The following is a 20,031-nucleotide window of genomic DNA, read 5'->3' as shown; positions in this document are numbered from 1 at the left end:
TGCCATTGAGAGTCCGTTAGTGCTTGAAACGATTCGTTCATGATCTTGGAGCTTGGTAACTACAAGATAAGACGGACTCTCATTTTTAGACTATCCAAAACATACTCTAAAGTCACCAATTGACCGCAGTAAAAAAAGCGCAGCAATGAACCATAACCCATAATGGTCAAGCCACACCGGAAGCGACCATTTAATCAGGACTGTTTTGAGCAGGATAAACAAGCCAATTGCCAATAACCCAACGGCCACCACAAAAGTGGGTCCAACACCAGGTCTAATTGCTTTCGTCTTCTCATCCTTGGTGGGGAAAACGGCTTGACTGGCCCAGCGCCCACCAAACCCCCAGTAGAAATGAAGGCCTGATAAGAAAAGAAAGACCACAAAAAGTAAAAGGCCAATCGCTTGATTCATTCTTTCTTTTATTTAGAGCTACAAATAAGATCCATTGGCTTACAGGTGGCCATCGGGGGAGAAACGAAATGAAATCAGGTTCAGCTGATCATAGTGGAGCCATAGTGACAATTTCATCTCATAAACTTAGGCAGTGCCAATAAAAGGGCACATAGGTTTATGAGATAACAATCTGAGACATACCGGGGTGAACACATGATTGGTTTCACAATTCACTGATTCGTTTCATAGAACGAGCGTTTAATTGGACGGCTTGTATTAATAATTGTCAACTTCTATTCGTAGCATACGCTTGATTGAACCCTGGAAATTGGGGCGTTCAAGACCTCATGTAGCCAACTCTTGAGCGAAGAAGTTTTGGGAATGCTGATCACTGTAGATTTTCTCCAACGTTTCCTAACTGGCCACCTTAGGCTACTGACCAGCGATGCGGCTGAAAGTTCAGTAAGAATAACCCGCCATTCCGTAAAGCGCTTAGTCCACTGTTTTTTTAACCGGTTGATGCCGGTCACTCCGACAAGGTTTGTTGCTGTAAAACCTTTTTCATCATTTTTCCGATGAAATGGGTAGCCCATTTTGGATTGACGCGGTAGAAGACATCCAGCAGGGCGGCATCTTTACCGACCGTTACGCGAAATTTGTTTTTCTCCATTGCCTGAATGATCAGGGCTGCCGCTCTCGGGGCAGAAAGAGCCATTGAGCTTGAGGAAGCCTTGTCACCCAGTTTAGGCTTTCCCAGCCCCGAATTTTCGGTGATGTTGGTAGCGATTGCACCCGGGTGAACAACGGTTACTTGTACGGACGTATCGCGCAATTCGGCGTATAGGCCTTCGGTAAAAAGTTTTACGGCCGCTTTGGCGGCTCCATAAATGGTTTGCCCCGGAAACGGAATAAAACCGCCCATACTCGAAATGTTAACGATATGGGCCTGTGGGCGCTGTAAAAACAAGGGCAGAAAAGCTTTCGTCAGATACACCATGCCGTAAAAATTGACGTTCATGACCCGATGGATCTCCTCCATGGTCAAGTCGTTGACGGGTTTGAAGGGCTGAATAATACCGGCGTTATTGATAAGCCCGTCGGCCGTGCCAAAATGGCGAATCACCTCTTGGGGTAAACGGTCTGTTTTTTCTTTGTCGGTGATATCAAGGGCAAACCCCTTAAATCGTTCCTCACTGACACCGGCTATTGTCTGGGTTTCCAGCAGGCTGCCCGGGTTAATGTCAACGCCCGCTACCCGGGCCCCCTTTTTAAGCAGCTGAAAGCACAATTCCCGACCGATGCCGCTGCCTGCCCCCGTTACTAGTATTGTTTTATGAGCGATTTGCATACGTGTCGAATTAAGAACTACTTACCGGTGAAGGCGATACAGGGTATCTTCGTGACGCGAACGAAACCTACCGAAGTTCGCCGGGAACCCCTATCGGAAGCCCCTTAGAAAGATCTACCTCAATTTTATGGTTCCCCAGTTCGGCCTGTATCGTGCCTGATGACATCTTGGTGATACGGAAAATGACGTGCTGTGCTTTCAAAAAACCGGTTCTCGTGCCGGTCACCTTAATATCGGCGTCCCACGATACCTCGCGGCCAAACGAACCGCCTATCGTTGATGATTCACTTCCGTTCAGAATAATTGACCCATCATCGGAATAATTCGTGTAGGTAATCATTCGGCGAGGCTCCTGGCCTGGTTCGGCGGCTACTTTCTGGGTACTTATTTGGGCGAAGCCTGAAACAGCCCCCTTGAGCGTTCCTGTTTCAGGCAGGGTCTCATCCTTCCACTGAATATCGGCCAGATTAGTGGCCCAAGTCATAGCCGGACTAAACGGCACTAAGGGTTTAGTAGGCTTTCTGGCTGTAAACCGGATCATCCGCAGGCGGCCCCGCTGTTCACCCGGTTTCTCTTTCATGGGGTCTTTCTGCTCCCAGAATATACCATAGGTACTGGATGGATGCCAGGTAAAATTTCCCAGATGATTATACATCGTAAAGTTATCACTGGCCGTTGTCAGGGCCTGGCCGGTGTACCCATCCTCGGGCAGTCTGGCCCGGTCACCGTATTGGTCAACCATACTGAGGCCATAAAACCGTCGTACGGGCGGGGCATACCCGGCAAATTCTGCATTCCGGTGATAGGCTACGCCAGCCACCTGGGGCAGACTGGCAATCAGCGGGCGCGGAATCAAGCCAAAAGCGTCCATTCGGGTGGTTTGCCGGTGGGTCTGAAAAATTACCCATTTCCCATCGGGAGATGGATACGTACCTTCATCATAACTGAAATGTTTGGTGAGACGGGTTACTTCGCCCGTTGTCAGGTCAATTTTAGCCAGATCGAAGTTATTCCCTTCAAACAGCGAGCTGGTGGTGAGCGACCGCCCCCGGTCGGTAAAGCTTTTCACTTCACCGGCCCCGCCCAGGTTCAGCCTGAACGTAGTTGGCCCTGCCATGGTCTGACCAGCCACTACTTTTGCATGCTGCAGCTCATACCGGTCTCCTTTTGGGTCAGAAACTCTCGTTAACTCGCTTACGAGCACAAGACCCCCTTTTGTCGTAATAACGGTGCAGGCCACGTGAATCCCATCGGGCGACATATTGGAGGCAATGCGCATGAGAATCGATGAACCCGGTATGGGCGGATAAACCAGGGGCAAAATCCGGGCTTCCTGGCAGTCTACAATGGAGGGGCTGCATTCGAGGATGCCGCTTGGGGTATACACCCGCTTTCCATCGGGGAGCGGTACCGGCATTTCACCGCCGATTTCTTCGGTTAAGCCGCAGGTCAGACACTTGAAACCGCTGCCATCATCGTTCATCACGGCGAGGTCGGTCTTCTTGCTACCGGCCATGTGCACCTCCATGATCAGGTGTTTGGCATCCGGTAGATAATTGACCAGGTCAGCATAAATCACCGTTGGAGGAAGTGGTATGGTCGATACCACAAATGGCTCGGGCTTGGGTGGCGGTGGAAGTGTAGGAAGAAGGGCATAGTTTTTTTCCTGAACGGGTGCTTTCTGACCCATACTGGTAGTGCTGCAAAAAAGGGTAATCACTGCAAACCATATTCCTGGCACACAAAGGTTTTTTTTCATTTCACACGCTTGGATTATACAGGGATTAAACTGCTTTATTGTCGACTACAGTACCATGACGCCGATCACCCTACGGCTGAAGTAACCTTCGTGCTGGCTACTCACCGCCGGGCAAGGCAGTAGGGGGTTGGTGAACAAAGGTAGAGAAGAAATTTTCTTATTGTCTATTTAAATAGACAATAAATTTTTTATCCCTACTTTTGTCCTGCCATCGCTTATCAAGCGGTATTATCACTAGCTTTTCAGCATATGAATACCAATACGTCTGTACGCTATTTTTTGCTTTGTGCGATTTGCCCTGCCTGGCTCAATCCGTCCGCGTATCTGATCCGGCCCGAATTTCCCGCTTCCCGCAACAGACTGACTCTTATCAGTTTATGACTAATATGCTAACGCAACGGCTCAGTGAGCAGAATTATATTCAGCAACTTTCCATTGACTGTGTCATTTTTGGGTATCGAGCCAGACAACTAAGCGTCCTGGTTCCCAAACTTCGCTTTAAGAGTGATTTCTGGGCGTTACCGAGTGGATTTATCGACCAGGATGAAGATATTGATGTAGCCGCCCAGCGCATACTTCGGGAGCGAACCGGGATTGACGACAATTATCTGGCCCAGTTTCATGTAACGGGTAAAGCGAGCCGTAATGGTAAAGCCTTCCTGGATGAACTGATTAGGTCGAACCCCGAGTTTGGGGATGGCAATCCGGCGGTTTTTCAGAACCAGCAACCTGGACTGAGCGATTATGATTGGTTTACCCGTCGCTTCGTCTCCATCGGCTACTATGCGCTGGTGGATATAAACCGGGTCGTTCCCCGAAAAAATGAGCTGGATCAATCGATGGAGTGGTATGATATTAAGGCGTTGCCACCGCTGATTATGGATCACACCGCAATTGTGGCCAAAGCCTTTGAAACGCTTCGGCTTACGCTCGACCAAAAGGGGGATGCCTTCAATCTATTGCCCGAGACGTTTACGATGAAAGAGGTGCAGGAGCTTTATGAAACCCTGTTAGCCAAATCGTTTGCCCGTAATAATTTTCAGAAAAAGATTCTGGATATGAATGTGTTAGAACGGCTGGAGAAGAAGTATACCGGGGCGGCCAACAAAGCACCTTACCTCTACCGGTTGCCTAAAGAGACGATACAGTAGCCAACGAAAACCGTATAACCCGTTAAATTTTATGAAGAAATTAGTCGTCGTTTGTTTATTGACCGGGGTCAGTTTGGTCAGCAAAGCTCAGCATGAGGGTATTACCAAGCACACTGGTTCAACCCAAAATACGATTAATCTGAACGATATGAAATTCATTGGCAAAGTCGATGAGCGCTATCAATCAGTCAATGTTGAAATGTGTGAGGTGATTGGTGGCGATTTCTGGATACCTTATCCGTTGATCGATTCCGTCAGAAAGCACACCAATAAAACAGGCATTTCGGCCCTAAAATGGGGCATTAGACCCATTGACCTCTACAATAAAAAATTACGCAACCTGGCCTCCGCCCTGGGGCCCATTTATGTACGGGTGAGCGGCACCTGGGCAAACGGAATCTATTTTCAAGACAACGATGAACCTGCCTTAACCAGCCCACCGAGTGGGTTTAAAAACATTCTTACCCGGCAGCAATGGAAAGGTGTCGTCGATTTTTGCAAAGCCATAGATGGCAAATTAGTCAGTTCGTTTCCCATAAGCGATGGCATGAGAGATGAAAAGGGCACCTGGCAGCCCCAGCAGGTAAAGGCTATTTTGGATTATACCAAAACAATTGGGGGAGAAATCAGTGCGTCCGAATTTTTCAATGAGCCTTCCCATGCCTCCCATGGCGATGCCCCCAAGGGGTACAATGGCGTCAATTATGCCCGGGAATTTGCGCTTTTCAAATCGTTTATAACCACGGCTGCTCCCAGCATGACGATCCTCGGTCCGGGTTCTACCGGGGAAGGCGGCATACTTCCATCAGGCCTTGACCTGTCGGTCAATGCCTTATTATCACCGTCACCCAAGGCCACGTTTGATGTATTCACCTATCACTACTATGGCACGGTATCGAAACGGTGTGGGGGTGTTCAGAAACCTGAATTAGCGCTGTCGGCGGACTGGCTGAGTAAAACGGAGAAAGGACTCGAATTTTACCAAAACGCCCGCGATACGTATGTTCCAGGGGCACCAATCTGGCTCACCGAAACGGCCGAAAGCGCCTGTGGCGGCAACCCTTGGGCGGCTACGTTTATCGATAGTTTTCGTTACCTGGAGCAACTGGGTCGCCTGGCAAAAAAAGGCGTGCAGGTGGTGATGCACAATACCCTGGCACGAAGTGAATATGCGTTACTGGATGATGATACCCACAACCCACGCCCGAACTATTGGGCGGCTTTACTCTGGAGTAAGCTGATGGGAAGCCAGGTTTTTGAGGGGGGAAGCCTGGAGGCCGGTGTTGATCTGTTTGTTCACAGTTCAAAAAAACAGCCGTCAGGCAAAAGTGTCCTGATCATCAATACGAATGAAAAGGCCACCACGATAACCATCCCTGATGAAGCGGTGCAGTATGTACTCACCGCCGATGAATTGATCACCAAGAAAGTTAAACTCAATAATAAGGAACTGAAAATGACAATGGATGACAAGGTTCCCGCTCTTGGTGGTAAAAAAGTGAAAAAGGGGACCGTTGCATTGCCCGCCCACAGTATGATGTTTCTTGAATTCAACAAATAAAAAGGCCTGCATTTTGCCTTCAGCTTTCCACCAATTTATTTATCCCGTGGCCAGGTTGGTGTTAGCGTATTTGGGACACGTGCCTCTAGTTTGTAAAACCATTCCCTGGAGCGAGTAGTCATTCGGGGCTTGTGCTAGTTTTTCATCCCTGGACTTAATCCCCCCATCATGTTGACCACCGTGGCACGGCTCATAAATTTGAAACCGAACAACAACAGGCGGTTTTTCCAGCCGGATATGACCCTGGGCTTTTTCCGTTTTTCGAGTGCCGCAACGAGGTCGCTGGCAACGTCTTCGGAGGTGGAAAGAAAAGCCTCCGAAAAAGCAGACGTCTGCCCTCCGGCATTGGTATGAAAATCCGATTTGGTAGCCCCCGGATTAAATCCCAGGATATAGATGTTTTTCTTCCTGAACTCGAACCAGAGAGACTCTGAAAAATTAGCTACAAAGCCCTTTGTCCCGGCGTAGACCGATGCCCCCGGAAACGAGGAGTGGGCCAGCGTAGAGGCAATGTTCACCAGTGCGTCGCCCGCTTTTGCCTGTTGCAAAAAAGCATACGAAAGCGTCACCACGGCATTCATATTCAACTGCATACTGGCCAGCTGTTTGTCGAGCGGCATGGCAACGAACTGGCCGTACATGCCTACGCCCGCGTTATTGATCAGCACATCATACGGATTGGCCTGAAGATGAGCCGCTAATTTTTCAACATCCACTGACTTTGTCAAATCACTGACCATGATTGAATGGCCACTTCCGGGAAGGCTGGCTTTTACCTTCTTTAGCGTATCCTCGCGTCGGGCAACGAGGGTAACCTGATAATTTTGGGCTGCCAGGCGTTTAGCTACTTCCAGACCGATGCCTCCACTGGCACCCGTTATCAATACTTTTTTCATGATTCCGTTAGTTTAAATGGTGGTTTCTGTAGGCGGTAGGCGACAGGCCCGTTTCTTTTTTGAACAGCCGGGAGAAATAAGACATGTTCACAAATCCAAGGGCATAGGCTACTTCGGAAACAGTTTTATCCTCTGTTCGTAACCGGTTTTTGGCCTCCCCGATCAGGGCTATATGGATCAGGTCCTGGGCTGTTTTGCCGGTCTCGATCTTCAACAGATCGGTGAGGTAACGCCGGGAAATATGCAGTTGACTGACTAGTTCGGTCACGCTGGGTAATCCGTTTTCCAGCGAGCCGTCATGGAGAAACAGGTGTAAAATCCGGTTGAATTCGGTGACCGTTTTGCCCGACAGTTGCTTGCGGTTGATGAACTGCCGTTTGTAGAACCGCTCGGCATAGGTCAACATCGAATTGACGCCCGCCAGGATAATATCACGGCTAAATTCATCTTCATTGTTGTTGTACTCCTGCTCAATGGTGTTGAAGATGTTCCAGATGATTTTTTCTTCCTTTGGTGCCAGGTGCAGAGCCTCATTGGTTTCGTACTCAAAAAAGGAATACCGCTGGATCTGGTTATGCAGGGGATGAGCGTGCAGGAAATCCTCGTGAAAGAACAGGATATAGCCGTCCTCTTCGAATTCAAGGTTGCTCATTTCTACCACCTGGCGGGGCTTCATAAAGACCATCGACCCGGTTTCATGATCGAACCGGGTCCGGCCATACAACATATAACCGGCTTTCACTTTTTTGAGCCCGATCATATACAAGTCCGACGTAAACGCGGACTTGTTGATTACAAGTTTGTCCGTGATGCGCAACAAGCCGATCAGGGGATGTTCGGGTGGCTCGACACCGCTGGCACGAGCCAGTTCATGAAGGGTTGTAAAGTGGTACATTATCTGTCTGCTTTCGGTGAGGTCAGGTACGTATGCGATTATGACTTAATGTATCGCAAAGGTAGGGGTGTTCTCAGCGCGTAGCTTAACACAAAAGGAGGGTACTCTGACACAAAAGTACTCGCAGACAAACGGAACAAATCGCGCTGGAAATAGGCTGGCAAAGCACCAGAGACACGGTTTGATTTTCGTAATCTTCTGGTTGGTTTTCGTTGGTTGCCCCCACCGAAATGGGCCAGATTTGTCTTGGCAATCAAGGTTAAAGGGGTATAACTACTTGACCATTGACCGTATTATGAACCGTAATCGTATATATCCTGCCTGGCGTATGCTCTATGATTGAGCTGCGGTGGCCGGTCTCGCGACGGCGGGCCGTGCTGGTGCGGGACCACTGGACAGATAGTAAAATACTAGACACTCATTATAAAACGAAAATTCTCAGATAATGCTCCCAAATCAGACGAAAAGACGTTCGTGTATCTGCTTCTTGAATGGGGCGTTTCGTGCGATGATATAGGACACAAAAGTTTATTAGAGTTATTCAACTATTCACGGTCAACGCTTACGCCAAGACGCCATAGCGGTGAGAATTTCCCTAATAATTGTGTGATCTTTAGCGTATGTGTAGCTATTGGCTAACTTACTTGGAAAAGTTAAAAGCCTAGAGGCTAATGGATCGAATGAGACGTTCATCTATCTGGGTCTTTCCCCTGATCGCTTTGTTGACTACTAGTGTAGTTGTGCCCTTTGACAAACCCTGGCCCTATCCGCTGAGCGCACAAATTCTCACGTCCTTTCAGCAAGACTCGTCCCCTAGTAAGGCCGATGAGGCTGCTTTTGCCTTTTCCTGCATTGGCGAATACGGACTTGCCTCACGCTTTAACGATAAACACAATAGTCCCCAGTGGACGTTGAAGGGTTTCGTTAAATCAACTGATAGCTAATTTATCCAGCATAGCAGGCCTATTCCGGCTAAAGACTATATTCTCCAACGAGCTAAAAATGAGCAGATCATCATTATCAATGAAGCCCATCACAATCCCTTGCACCGGGCATTTACTACCTCGCCCTTAAAAGACCTCTATCAAGGCGGATTTCGCTATCTGGGGGCCGAAACGCTTAATTCTCGCGACTCCACCTTAAATCAGCGACGCTATCCCCTCATTCGGTCGGGCTACTACACCCGCGAACCTCAGTATGGCAACCTGATTCGGGAAGCACTACAACTGGGCTATCAGCTGGTCGCCTATGAAGCCAGGAACAAAGACGAGTTCGCCAGTGGCAAAAACCGGGAAATTGCGCAGGCCCACCGGATCGAAGCCATTCTAAAAAAGACCCGGCAGCCAAAATTCTGGTTCACTGTGGTTATGACCACGTAGTGGAAGTACCCCTAACCAACAGTTGGCAAAAAGCGATGGCGGGCCGACTCAAGGAGTTCACCGGCATTGACCCCCTGACCATTGACCAACAACAGTGGACCGAGCAGGGCCAAGTGGCTAAGAAACACCCCCTGTATCGAGCAATAAATATCCAGGAAGCGTCCGTGTTTGTCGATGCTACTGGCCAGGTGTATCCCGGTCTGGGCTTAGGCCGAACCGATATTCAAGTAGCCCATCCCCGAACCCGCTATCGCTATAGTCGCCCGAGCTGGCTGTTATTGGGCGGGCAGCGAAAGCCTTGTTTACTCAAATCCGCCCAATGTCGGCTCAAACTACCTTGTTTAGTGCAGGCCTACCGGCTGGATGAAGTAGCGGATTCATTGCTCGGCACGCGCCGGGCAATTCCCGTCGATGTCATCGAGGTAACCCGATGGGCGGACCGCAAAGCGTTGATCTTGCCAGCGGGTAAGTAACCAACTCGTATTCCGCAATGAGGAGGGCCAGCAACAAGCGCTGTTGGTCACCCAGCAGTAGGGGTTTAGTTTGTTAACCGATTGTAGGCGAAAATCATCTTATTGATAGAGGTCTATCTACATGACTGGGGCACTAGTTGGGGGCAACATTCTTCCCCAGTCCTACGAGCTACTCCAGTTTCTTCCAGCTCGTCGGTGAACCATGACAGTTTGAGCCACTAGTTGAGCGGTATTGGCCAGTAAGACTAAAGATACCACAGCCAACTTGATAAAACCGTGACCTGCTCCGGCGGGGATTGGCCCCCGATGAAACACGTACTCCAGGCTACAAAACAGGGCGACTAGTTGAACTTGATAGACGTTGGTAGTACACTGGATCGCTATGGGTAGCTTAGTGCGGAGTGAGTGGGAACCGTTGATCGAAACTTGTCATTTTCTCGCTTTCAAGGAAAAAATATTTTTCTTGAAAGCGGGTAGATCCCATACTAAGTTACAGCAATCTAAGATATAGATAGCGATGGGGACAAGGCCTACTTTTGCCCGTCGTTGATCAACCTGATCCGGGTTTTCAATCGCCATGACGTAGTAGTGATTGGTCTTCATGTTCCAGGCTAGTTGGCTACCATAGATTTGTTTTTGGCCTTCCCTAAGCGCCATTCGGTCTTGGAGAAGGGCAAAACTGGACGCTTTTAGAGCGCCATGTTTTACCGCTTCGGTCATCATGGGTAAGTATTTTTCTTGAGCGGCCAGGTCGGCATGCTGAATTACTAAAAACAACGTGTTGTTGGCATCCAGGCCAACGTTCGAACTGCTTAACCAACCATAGCGAGTCAAAATCTGATCAACCTCGGTTAAGTTTAACGAATCCGTCTGCTTCATGTGCCCAACCAGGGCTTTCATTTGAAGCGAATCGCCCCCAAATCGGGCTGCCTCCAACTGGTTGCGATCGTGTTGATCGGCTTGACCAATGCGCAGCAACACGGTCGTTAGGGAATCATACTCGGTCTTTGAGACGTGACTATCCTGATTGGCAGTGTTGGTTCTTTGGCCGTCAATAGCTGAGATTTGTCCAAAACAAGAGAGCGAAAAAAATAGGATTACAGAGGTAGTCTTTAGCCAGTGTATCAAGAAGCTATTCATATTACAAGATATCTTGAGTGAGCGTATTTCGTTACTACTCTCTTTTAGGTTCTACTGATTTCGACAAACCTAATGGATTTAGGGCTGATCTTTAGTTAAGGACTTGTTAACGGGATGAACGATCCAAAATGTATACGAGCTCTCCCAAGCAGGAAACGAGTAATCATTGAACAAAGGTCTTACAAAAACGCTCCTGAATGAGACAAGAGGTTGTTCGACAGACTTATTAATTAGGCATTTTATTAGGCAGATAACACAGTCTTAAAAACAAAGCCACCTATCCTAATAGGCGACTTTGTTAACTTTTGACGTATAAACACTTATCTTCTTGACTCAGAAAACTATTCGTTCAACAAAGGTAACTAGCTTATTTAAGTAGTGCGACGGCTTGGGTCTAGACCGGTAAGTAGACACTGAATGTGGCCCCCTGCCCGGGCTGGCTGGTCGCCGTAATGGCTCCCCCATGATTGGCTACCACTTTCTGGCAGATAGCAAGCCCGATGCCGGTACCGTTGTAGTGACTCCCGCTCTTACCATGTAGCCGTTGGAAGACTTGAAAGATGCGGTCAACGTATTTGTCGTCGAAGCCGATGCCGTTGTCGGCCACCTCAATCAGGTGATAGACCATGGCTGGCCGAGTGGGTTCCACTCCAGCCGGCAGCTCAGCCGCCCTGACCAACCGTGCCCGAACGTCAAGGACCGGCGACGCATCGGGTCGCTGGAACTTAAGGGCGTTACTCAGTAGGTTCTGGAATAACTGACCTAACTGCGAGGCATCGCCGTGCACCGTCGGTAGAGGATCGACACGGATGTGAGCACCGGTTTCCTGAACGGTAAGTTCCAGATCGCTCAGGGTTAGGTGCACGACATCCGTCAGCGACACCGGCAGGGTTGCCTCTTGCTGAGTCGAAATTCTTGAGAAGGTCAGCAGGTCTTTGATGAGCGTGGACATCCGACTCGCGGCCGACTGCATCCGCTCCAGGTAGCCCATACCCTCGCCCAGTTGGCTGGCGTATTGATTTCTGAGTATATCGCCGAACGACTGGATTTTACGCAGCGGCTCCTGCAAGTCGTGGCTGGCGATGTAGGCAAACTGCTGGAGGTTGTCGTTGGACCGGCGCAGGTCGGCCACCGATGTCTGTAGCTGACTGGTTCGGGTCTGTACCTGCTGGTCGAGTTGGGCTTCCAACTGCTTTTGTTCATCGATATCCGTAGCCGTGCCCACCCATTGGACAATTTGACCGTCATCGCCGTACAAGGGCAGAGCCCGATTCAGGTGCCAGCGGTATACACCATCGGCCCGGCGATACCGGTTTTCAAGCATGAATTCTTCCCCCGTCGTCAGCGTGCGCTGGTAGGCGCTCAGCGTCCGGGCCAAATCGTCGGGATGCACGACGGCCTGCCAGCCCCAGTCGCGGGTCTGCTCAAAACTCAAACCGGTATAGGCGTACCAGCGCTCGTTGAAGAAGCCTACCCCGCCGGTGGGCGTGTTGGTCCAGGTCATATGGGGAATGGCTTCGAGCAAGGTCCGAAACTGTCGGTTTCCGGCTTCGGCTTCCCGGCGGGCCAGCACCTGCTGGGTTACATCCACGGCCATGCTCATGATGGCGTACACCTGACCGGCCGCGTTGCGCAGGGGTTTTAAGGAAAAGTCAAAGTAGTACGCCCCGTAAACGCCGTTGACGGCTACTGTAGCCGGGGCCGCTTTGGCTTCGTAGGCCTGACCACTGGTAAAAACCTCGTCCAAAAGCTCAAAGAAACCCTGGCCTGCCAGCTCGGGCACAGCCTGCCGAACGGGCTGGCCCAGCACCGATCGGTCTTTACCCCAGTAACCAAGCACCACCTCATTGGCTACTTCAACGACCAAGTCACGGCCCACCAATAAGTTGAACGCTACGGGTGCCTGCTCAATGATGGTGCGAAACTTGGTTTCGCTCTCGTTCAGGATTTTTTCCAGTTGCCGACGTTGGGTCACCACCCGCGTGTGACCGCCGATGGCCTCCACCGAACCGTCAGGGGCCAGCAGGGGAACGAAGGTGTACTCATAGAAGCCTGCTACGCCCTGGGGGCTGACATAGTCCGACTCGCCGTCCACCGGCTGGGCCGTTTGAATAACCTGTTGAATCTGGGCCCCGTGCAGGCTAACCAGATGGGAAGGATAGCCCAACTCCTCAAAATTTTTACCGATGGCCTGCTCATAGGGTAGTTCCCACAGGGCTAGCAAGGGCTGGTTGACGTACCGGAAGCGGCCTTCCCGATCCAGAACATAAACGTGCTCCTGCAGGTGGGCCAGCATTGTCTGCAAGGGGCCGAACTGGCGGACGGGCTCTGGCGCGGTCTCTTTAGGCGGGGTAACCGCCTGGGCGACGCCGGCCAGGCCATCTACCAGACCGGCGAGATTGAGAGCGCTTCGGCCGATAAGTCGCACCCACTGTCCCCGCCCTTCATCAGCCCCCCGAGTGCGGTAGCTTACCTCGCAGGCCCCGCCCGGGGGGAGCGTCATCGCCCCGCGGAGTGCTTGGTCCACCCGGTCCACATCCTGGGGATGGATATGGCGTAGGAAAGCCGGGTAGGAAAGTTGGTTGGCCTGGCCTAGCCCTAGCAGCTGGCCGCAATAATCGTCCCAGTAGACCAGGTTTGTCAGTGGGTCGATCTGCCAGAGGCCCAGCCCGGCGGCTTGTAAGACGACATCGGTATCAAATCGGCGGGTGTGTGGCGTTGAGGCCTCATCCTGCTGTTGAGAGCCATTCATAAAGCTGAGTTGATAAAGGGGCTACCATACTAACCAAAGTTCATTTAAAGAACCGCACACCTTGGACTATTGTCAAGCCTTTTATTTTCAATAATTGACTTCTCGCACTAGTTACTCCAAGCGGTGTGAGGGGCTTGGCAAGTTTGACTTGTAATCGAAGGAGTCACCACTTATTTCAGCCAACTGTCTAACGTTTAAATAACTAGTATGTTCACATGCGATCAGTTGAATGTGATAGATAGTAAAAGAGCAGTGTATCTTAAAACGCTCCCACATGAGACGAAGAGACGTTCATGTATCTGCTTCTTAAATGGGGCGTTTCGTGGGACGGATCGCAGGTTTATAATTATCCTTTAGCAATCTTTCCTATATTCAACAGTCTTAAGCTCATTAGTTTAACTACTAAAGGTATGAAAGCCTACAGCACAGTTTGGTTTTTACTCACTACCATTAGCGTTGGCCTTGCACAACCGGTTGGCGTTGTCGCTATCGAAGACCCGCAATTTGATGCCCAGTTTGCCCAACGGACAATACCCCAAGTCACCGGTAAACTCCTCCACGTAAACCCACAGGAAATAAGGGAAACGACCATCACCTATACGCTCGTTACACTTTTAGGACAGAAAACCAAAACCGCTCACCTGGCAGCGGACGGAAGCTTTCAATTGGAACTAGACTATCCGCTGCCTTACCAGCAGATCTGGGTACATTTCGGCGAGCTGTTTTATACGGGTCTCTACGCCAATAAACAGCTCTATGTCGAGTTAGACGTCCTCAAACTAAAAGCAGCCGGAAAGCAAGTTCTTTTTAGGACAGATGGCGTTCGGTATCTAGGCGAAGATGGGCCACTAAACGAGTACATGAATGAGTATATGCTCTTCAAACGGGCGGAACGACTAGCCCTTTCTTCTCGCATGCAGCAGGATTCCCTGAAAACGATTCAGGCTGAGTTTGTAGCTACTCATCCGTCTCCCTACGGCTGGCTACTGGAGAATGAGCGCCTGTCCGAGTTTTATAGCCAGGTTTGTCTTCATTACAGGGAGCATCCGATGGAACCGGCTCTTTTCGATCAGATTAAGGCGCATAAGAGCTACCTACGATCCAATAGCAGTATGGTCTTTTACCTATACCTAGGCTATTATTTTCGCCATCTTACCGCCAATCGAGTTAGGGTCAGTTGGCAGGACGTGGCCCGTTTGTCTGATCTTACAGCGGAGGAAAAGGCAGTCCTTGATTCCTTGCGGAGTACCGAAACGCTTTCGCCCGCTCCTGCCCATCGTGCCCAGTGGACCAACCAGTTGGGGCCAAGAATGGGGAAAATGTATCAGAATCGGAGGATTGCCCAGGGTATTCGTTGGCTGGATAGTCTCTACTCACCGGCAAGGGCCGACATCATGAAGTTGCAGCTGAATGACAGTAAGGATATTGCCGAACAGAAAGCGGCCTTAGAACAGATCCTGCCCAGTATCTCCACTGGATGGTGTAAGGTGATAGCCCAGAAAGAGTACGCTCGTTCTGTTGAGCAGGTAGCCTCGGTGAACAGGGCGTTGGCCGCTTCGGGAGATTCACCCACCGCAGCCGGTTTCGGCAGCCCCTTACAGCAAACGGATTTTGGGGCCACGCTGTACAAGCTATCGAGCATGAGCGGAGCCGATTTTTTAGCCAAGCTTAAGCAGAGTTTCGTAGGTAAAGCCATCGTACTTGACCGGTGGGCTACCTGGTGTGCGCCTTGCTTACAAGAAATGCCACACAGTAAAAAATTGCAGCAGGATGCCAAAGAGCTGCCAATAGTGTTTGTCTACGTCTGTACGGCCCAGGGATCGGACGAAGGCAGGTGGAAACGAAAAATAGCTGAGCTAGAGCTGCCTGGTATTCACTTTTTTGTTGATGAAGCACTAGATGCGAAACTGGGACAGTTGTTCTCGTTCAGTGGTTACCCAGGGTATGCCTTCATCGATCAAAAGGGGGTCTATAAGCCAGGAGTCATCACCTGGCTGTTAGCGATAAAGGACAAGAATGACTTAGCGGCACTGCTAAAGTAGATGGGTGAAGCGAATGAAGTCGGTCATTGCCTAACATCTACCCCTACTCAAAGTGAGTTTGTAAGCACAGATTGGGGAGTGCTCGCATAAGGCTCCCAATCTGGTATGAATATGCACGAGTAGAGCTGAAGTCGTATAGCTACAACTGAGTTCCAACCACTACCCCAGACGCTCGAGACGGTGGTCAATGCCGTACCTTTTGTGGATGAACCCAGGGGTTAATCAACGATAAGTTGCTTCTTGCCTAAATCGGAAGGGAAGTAAAAGTTCATCCCCGTTTGAGACTGTAAATCAATCAGGCTATTGACTGTTTCTACGCTGCTTATCCCGATTTCATCTCTTAACTGATTTACCTTTTCTAACTCCTTGTGAGTCATAGAACGGCTCAGGTGGCCGAATTGCTTTTCCTGGCTATTACCCGTCGAAGCTACATACCAATCATCAATCCGGACAAATTCATCGGCGGATATTTCTCCTGACTCGAGTGCTTTTAGCAGCTTAGGTCTGATAGCTGGATACAATGTGTCTTTTAAGTTATAAACCGTACTGATCGAGTTATGGTGACTCAAGATAACGGAAGCCCAGTACCCATTGTGGATTAGCTTTTCTCCCGGGTAGCCATAGGTATTGATAATCCTACCAAGTTCACCTAGTTGCTTCTCGCTATGAGGAGCAAACCTTTTTTCGGCATATCGGTCCTGTCTTTTCGAACTGAAGGTGAACAAGGCTAAGAATGCTTTTCGCTGATCCTTGTTGAACATTCTTTTGACTATGCTACGTAGTTCACGGCTCCCGCTCTTTTGATAAACTGATTGGAGCGAATCCTGCTGTTTTTCAAGCCTACCCCATTGGGGGGTAGACTGAAGCTTCTTAAGAAATTCAACTTTCTTTACCTCTTTCAACTTCCATCCGGCCGCCATTGCTTTTCTCAAGTAAATGAATGCTTTTTCTTGTTTTCCAACCTGTAGAGCCAATTGAGTGGCTACTTTGTAGTCTTTCAGGAATACAAAACGGTATGAGTTGAACACCTGCTCATAGAGATTGAGCGCTTCCTGGTAGTCTTGGTGAGCAATCCGTTTTTGAGCCTGAGCGATAGTTTTGTGATAGTCAATATAATTTGCTTCACCTGAGGCTGGCCGTTTTTTATCAGAAAGCGTCTGCCGAAAGCCTGTTGAATGGAGGACTAAACAAAAAAGGAAGATGTAGTTCATGGCATGTCTGTTTGTCACCAAGACACGATCACAAATCAATCAGTTGGAGCCCGTTAAGTTTATTTAACAATTGAATTTCACGCGGAACGCGACTTCGCTGGATACCTATCTATCCACATGATAGACTTTTAATTGCTGGCCACTTGATTTCACAGAACGCTCCTCAACCAGAGATGAAGGAGTTTTTCATGTATCTACTTCAAAAATAGGGCGTTTATTGAGGCCGTAATCAATTTTAACATCTGCTACTCGCCCATCTGGTTTGGTACCACGAGGCAGGGTTTGTTTTCATCGTTAGTAGTGGGAAGCTTACTTAAGGTGAAAATTTGTAATGCGGAGATATTTGGTTGATTGGTGGGCAAAAAAGCGGGTACGTCGTCTTTGTAGCGGCTGCGTTCGTGGTCTGGAATCGCTTCGACTAGCTAGCCCCATCAATAGTGTTGCTGAGCTTGATTATTTACAGTCGACTGGGTTCACTACTGACATACCGCTGTCACTCCCCTGGCTTTTCTTTGTGTTGTTAACCAATTGACAACGTCAACCAATAGCAGGCCATGGAAAACACAGCGCAGCTTAGCCAAACGATGGATCAGATCATCATTTCACCCGAGCAACTTCTTGCCCATTGGCAGGGACACCGAGGACTCACCCGCCGGCTGATCGAAGCCTACCCCGACGAGCACTTCTTTTCGTATACCCTGGGAGGCATGCGACCTTGTTCGGCGCTGATTGATGAAGTACTGCAGATGGCCGACCAAAGCATGCAGGGCGTTATTTCGGGCGAGTGGCCTTCATTTGGCGATGATGCCTCCGCACCACCCAAAGCGACGACAAAGGAGCAGGTACTGGTACAGTGGGATCGGGTGACCGAAAAAATTGATGCCTATTGGCGGCAGATTCCACTCGCTCGTTTCCAGGAGGTCGACAAGGCTTTTGGTTTGTATGAAGGGCCTATCTACTGGTTTCTTTTCTACCTGATCGATAATGAAATTCATCACCGGGGTCAGGCGTATGTCTACCTACGCACCCTGGGCGTAGAACCGCCTGCTTTCTGGGATCGCCCCCAGGTATAGTCCGCCGGTAAGCCCCCATGGGGATAGCCATTGTACAAAAGCCTTTGGCAATCAGTATATGGGCAAAGGCTTTTTTGTATCGTGCTGGCGGCTATCAGTCCAGTGATACGTTTTCTTGCCGAAGTAGCTTTTTTATGGCCTGATGCGTGTAAAGGCCTGACCTGGATAGGCTTACCAAGTTATCCCAACCTTAGAGAGCTCCCTCGATGCAACTAAACCAGGGTTTCATGAAAACGCTTCTTTATAAGACGAAAGATCATGGATGTACTTCTAAAATGGGGCGTTTAGTGCGACAGGATCACGGTAAGAAGTAACGAATAGTAGTAGTAGACGACAAGTGGAAAAGCTTGTTGTCTACTACTACTATTGATTAAAAGAAGGGCTTTGCCCTCCGCTACAAAGCAACAAAGACCTTTTCTCGGTTTCCGTGTTGGCGTAAGAGTCCGTTCAGCCTGGTCCAGGTTAAGAACCTGTTTAGGATTTCACCTTGGCCCGTGTTTCAGCCAGGCGGTCGGTTATAGCCTGGACGGCTACGTCCGGGAGTTAACTGGGAATACGCTTACCCGGACGTTAGTGACGGAGTTATAAGTGATACACCCGCAACGGGTGTGACATGCGAATACGCTTACCCGGACGTGGCCGTCCAGGCTACAACCCACTACGTCCTGCCAGTAAGCCTAAACCGGTTCTAAGCCAATTAATGACTGCCGGCCGGTGGCCGGGCAGCATCGTCCGGAGCTTGATTGTAGGCGTTCAAGCAGTTATCGAGTGGTTGACCCTGTACATGTATACAATCACAGAAGTCGTAACCGGCCTGGGTTCGGTTACTCCCACCGAATTGCTTTTTACACTGTGCTAATGTGTTTCGGGGTTTGATGCTGTAAAGGCTTGGAATGCCCACTACACAAACGACAACAGCAGCAAGCACACCGGCAAAAAACGAGATCGGAAATTTGTTACTAAGCGTTTTGGTCCCGGTTGAGCTATCGGCAAGGGTCGGCTGATTAAAGGGAAGAATGTATTTCCACTTATCGTAATTCCAGCCAAGCAAATATAAATTGGCCAGCACCATTAAAGGCGCCGTAAAAAGCGAACCATCAAAACGCGTCGCATAGGTCAGAACGCAAATATTGAGAATAATAGGAAAATAAAGAAAGGCACCCAATGTTACCGTGCCAGGTAGTAGCAGGAGCACGGCGGCTATGACTTGCGCAACCCCAATCGATGTATAATAGTAACTTGTATGGTGTAGAGCCTCCAGATAATGGCCCATTGGATGATTCACCGTTAAACCGCTGGCAAACCGCTCGCCCATAATTTTGACCAAGCCCGCAGGCAAAAATCCGGCTGCCAGAGCTACTCGATTAAAAATGGCAAAATACCGAAGCCAACGGTTGTTCTTCACCTGCAAATGCACTCGATCAAGGCTGGAAGAGATACTCATCATTTGTAAGCTGTAAAAACCCTTTAAGTTAAAAGTACTTTGTAATTCAAAGTTAAAGTAAATTTCTCTACTAATACATATGAATTTGAGGAAATCGCCAACGTAGTTATTCCATACAGGCTGAGTTGTTGATTTACTCTAAGGAAAAACTCTCTGGCATTAAACGGCTGGATCTCTGCCTTTTGATGTCGCCCGACAAAAATCCCCGCCCCAAGGGCGAGTAAGCCACAAAACCGATGCCCAATTCCCGTGTCGTCTGGAGGATATCTTCTTCTTCGGCCCGCCGGTCGAAGAGCGAATATTCCGTTTCCAAGGCCGTAAATGGATGCACCCCATGCGCCCGGCGCAACACATCAGCCGACACCTCCGACAAACCGATGTAGCGAACCTTACCGGCTTCGACCAGCCGACTCATCGCGCCCACGGTCCGAAAGAAACATACCACTGAAAAGCCTCACCAGATGCGCCTATACAAGCGTTTTTCGTCTCGGCTACTGGGCCGGTAAAATCATCC

Annotated in this window: 15 protein-coding genes and 1 pseudogene; 6 read left to right on the top strand and 10 right to left on the bottom strand. The window is 49.5% G+C overall.

All coding sequences use genetic code 11. The features are described 5' to 3' along the window. Positions 1–90: 90 nt before the first annotated feature. From FH603_RS23020 to FH603_RS23010, 3 genes are all read right to left on the bottom strand, one after another. Complete coding sequence (locus FH603_RS23020) at positions 91–411, bottom strand: DUF3995 domain-containing protein (RefSeq protein ID WP_186740542.1); 321 nt, start codon at positions 409–411, stop codon at positions 91–93. A 508-nt stretch (positions 412–919) separates the two neighbouring features. Next, a complete protein-coding gene (locus FH603_RS23015) occupies positions 920–1,741 on the bottom strand; it encodes an SDR family NAD(P)-dependent oxidoreductase (RefSeq protein WP_186740540.1) in 822 nt (273 codons plus the stop codon). Between the two features lie 67 nt (positions 1,742–1,808). After that, positions 1,809–3,500 carry a TolB family protein gene (locus tag FH603_RS23010; RefSeq protein WP_186740538.1) on the bottom strand — a complete coding sequence of 564 codons (1,692 nt, stop codon included), beginning with the start codon at positions 3,498–3,500 and terminating at the stop codon, positions 1,809–1,811. A gap of 377 nt (positions 3,501–3,877) precedes the next feature. Between FH603_RS23010 and FH603_RS23005 the strand changes: the two genes are divergently transcribed. Beyond that, positions 3,878–4,651, top strand: coding sequence for an NUDIX hydrolase (locus tag FH603_RS23005; RefSeq protein ID WP_235985264.1), 774 nt, complete (start codon positions 3,878–3,880; stop codon positions 4,649–4,651). A gap of 31 nt (positions 4,652–4,682) precedes the next feature. After that, positions 4,683–6,212 (top strand): hypothetical protein, encoded by a 1,530-nt coding sequence (locus tag FH603_RS23000; protein ID WP_186740536.1) that lies wholly within the window; start codon positions 4,683–4,685, stop codon positions 6,210–6,212. 134 nt (positions 6,213–6,346) lie between these two features. Here the strand turns inward: FH603_RS23000 and FH603_RS22995 are convergent, their stop codons facing one another. Then, positions 6,347–7,108, bottom strand: coding sequence for an SDR family NAD(P)-dependent oxidoreductase (locus FH603_RS22995; RefSeq protein WP_186740534.1), 762 nt, complete (start codon positions 7,106–7,108; stop codon positions 6,347–6,349). A 7-nt stretch (positions 7,109–7,115) separates the two neighbouring features. Next, positions 7,116–8,003 carry a helix-turn-helix domain-containing protein gene (locus FH603_RS22990; protein WP_186740532.1) on the bottom strand — a complete coding sequence of 296 codons (888 nt, stop codon included), beginning with the start codon at positions 8,001–8,003 and terminating at the stop codon, positions 7,116–7,118. 1,043 nt (positions 8,004–9,046) lie between these two features. Here FH603_RS22990 and FH603_RS22985 point away from each other — a divergent pair. Both FH603_RS22985 and FH603_RS22980 read left to right on the top strand, forming a co-directional pair. Continuing rightward, a complete protein-coding gene (locus tag FH603_RS22985; RefSeq protein ID WP_186740530.1) occupies positions 9,047–9,382 on the top strand; it encodes a hypothetical protein in 336 nt (111 codons plus the stop codon). Then, a complete protein-coding gene (locus FH603_RS22980; RefSeq protein WP_186740528.1) occupies positions 9,382–9,855 on the top strand; it encodes a hypothetical protein in 474 nt (157 codons plus the stop codon). Before FH603_RS22985 ends, FH603_RS22980 begins: the two co-directional genes overlap by 1 nt. Before the next feature lie 429 nt (positions 9,856–10,284). Here the strand turns inward: FH603_RS22980 and FH603_RS22975 are convergent, their stop codons facing one another. Beyond that, positions 10,285–10,995 carry a DUF6624 domain-containing protein gene (locus tag FH603_RS22975; protein WP_186740526.1) on the bottom strand — a complete coding sequence of 237 codons (711 nt, stop codon included), beginning with the start codon at positions 10,993–10,995 and terminating at the stop codon, positions 10,285–10,287. A 394-nt stretch (positions 10,996–11,389) separates the two neighbouring features. After that, entirely contained in the window at positions 11,390–13,747 is a 2,358-nt protein-coding gene (locus FH603_RS22970) for a PAS domain-containing protein (protein WP_244968024.1), read from the bottom strand. Positions 13,748–14,157: 410 nt separating this feature from the next. On the opposite strand from FH603_RS22970, the gene FH603_RS22965 reads away from it, so the two are divergent. Continuing rightward, on the top strand, positions 14,158–15,789 hold the full coding sequence (locus FH603_RS22965) for a TlpA family protein disulfide reductase (RefSeq protein ID WP_186740524.1): 1,632 nt from the start codon (positions 14,158–14,160) through the stop codon (positions 15,787–15,789). A gap of 218 nt (positions 15,790–16,007) precedes the next feature. On the opposite strand, the gene FH603_RS22960 is transcribed toward FH603_RS22965, so the two are convergent. Then, positions 16,008–17,000, bottom strand: a complete 993-nt coding sequence (locus FH603_RS22960) for a hypothetical protein (protein WP_186740522.1) — start codon at positions 16,998–17,000, stop codon at positions 16,008–16,010. A 554-nt stretch (positions 17,001–17,554) separates the two neighbouring features. On the opposite strand from FH603_RS22960, the gene FH603_RS22955 reads away from it, so the two are divergent. Then, positions 17,555–18,073: a DinB family protein gene (locus FH603_RS22955; RefSeq protein ID WP_186740520.1), complete on the top strand. Its 519-nt coding sequence runs from the start codon at positions 17,555–17,557 to the stop codon at positions 18,071–18,073. A 697-nt stretch (positions 18,074–18,770) separates the two neighbouring features. Here FH603_RS22955 and FH603_RS22950 read toward each other — a convergent pair. Both FH603_RS22950 and FH603_RS22945 read right to left on the bottom strand, forming a co-directional pair. Next, on the bottom strand, positions 18,771–19,520 hold the full coding sequence (locus FH603_RS22950; RefSeq protein ID WP_317171315.1) for a DoxX family protein: 750 nt from the start codon (positions 19,518–19,520) through the stop codon (positions 18,771–18,773). 178 nt (positions 19,521–19,698) lie between these two features. Beyond that, positions 19,699–19,944 (bottom strand): annotated as a pseudogene (locus tag FH603_RS22945) (aldo/keto reductase); the annotation flags it as partial. Positions 19,945–20,031 lie beyond the last annotated feature (87 nt).

This window comes from Spirosoma utsteinense, from assembly GCF_014282275.1.
Taxonomy (GTDB): Bacteria; Bacteroidota; Bacteroidia; order Cytophagales; family Spirosomataceae; genus Spirosoma; species Spirosoma utsteinense.
This window is presented reverse-complemented; position numbering and strand designations above follow the sequence as displayed.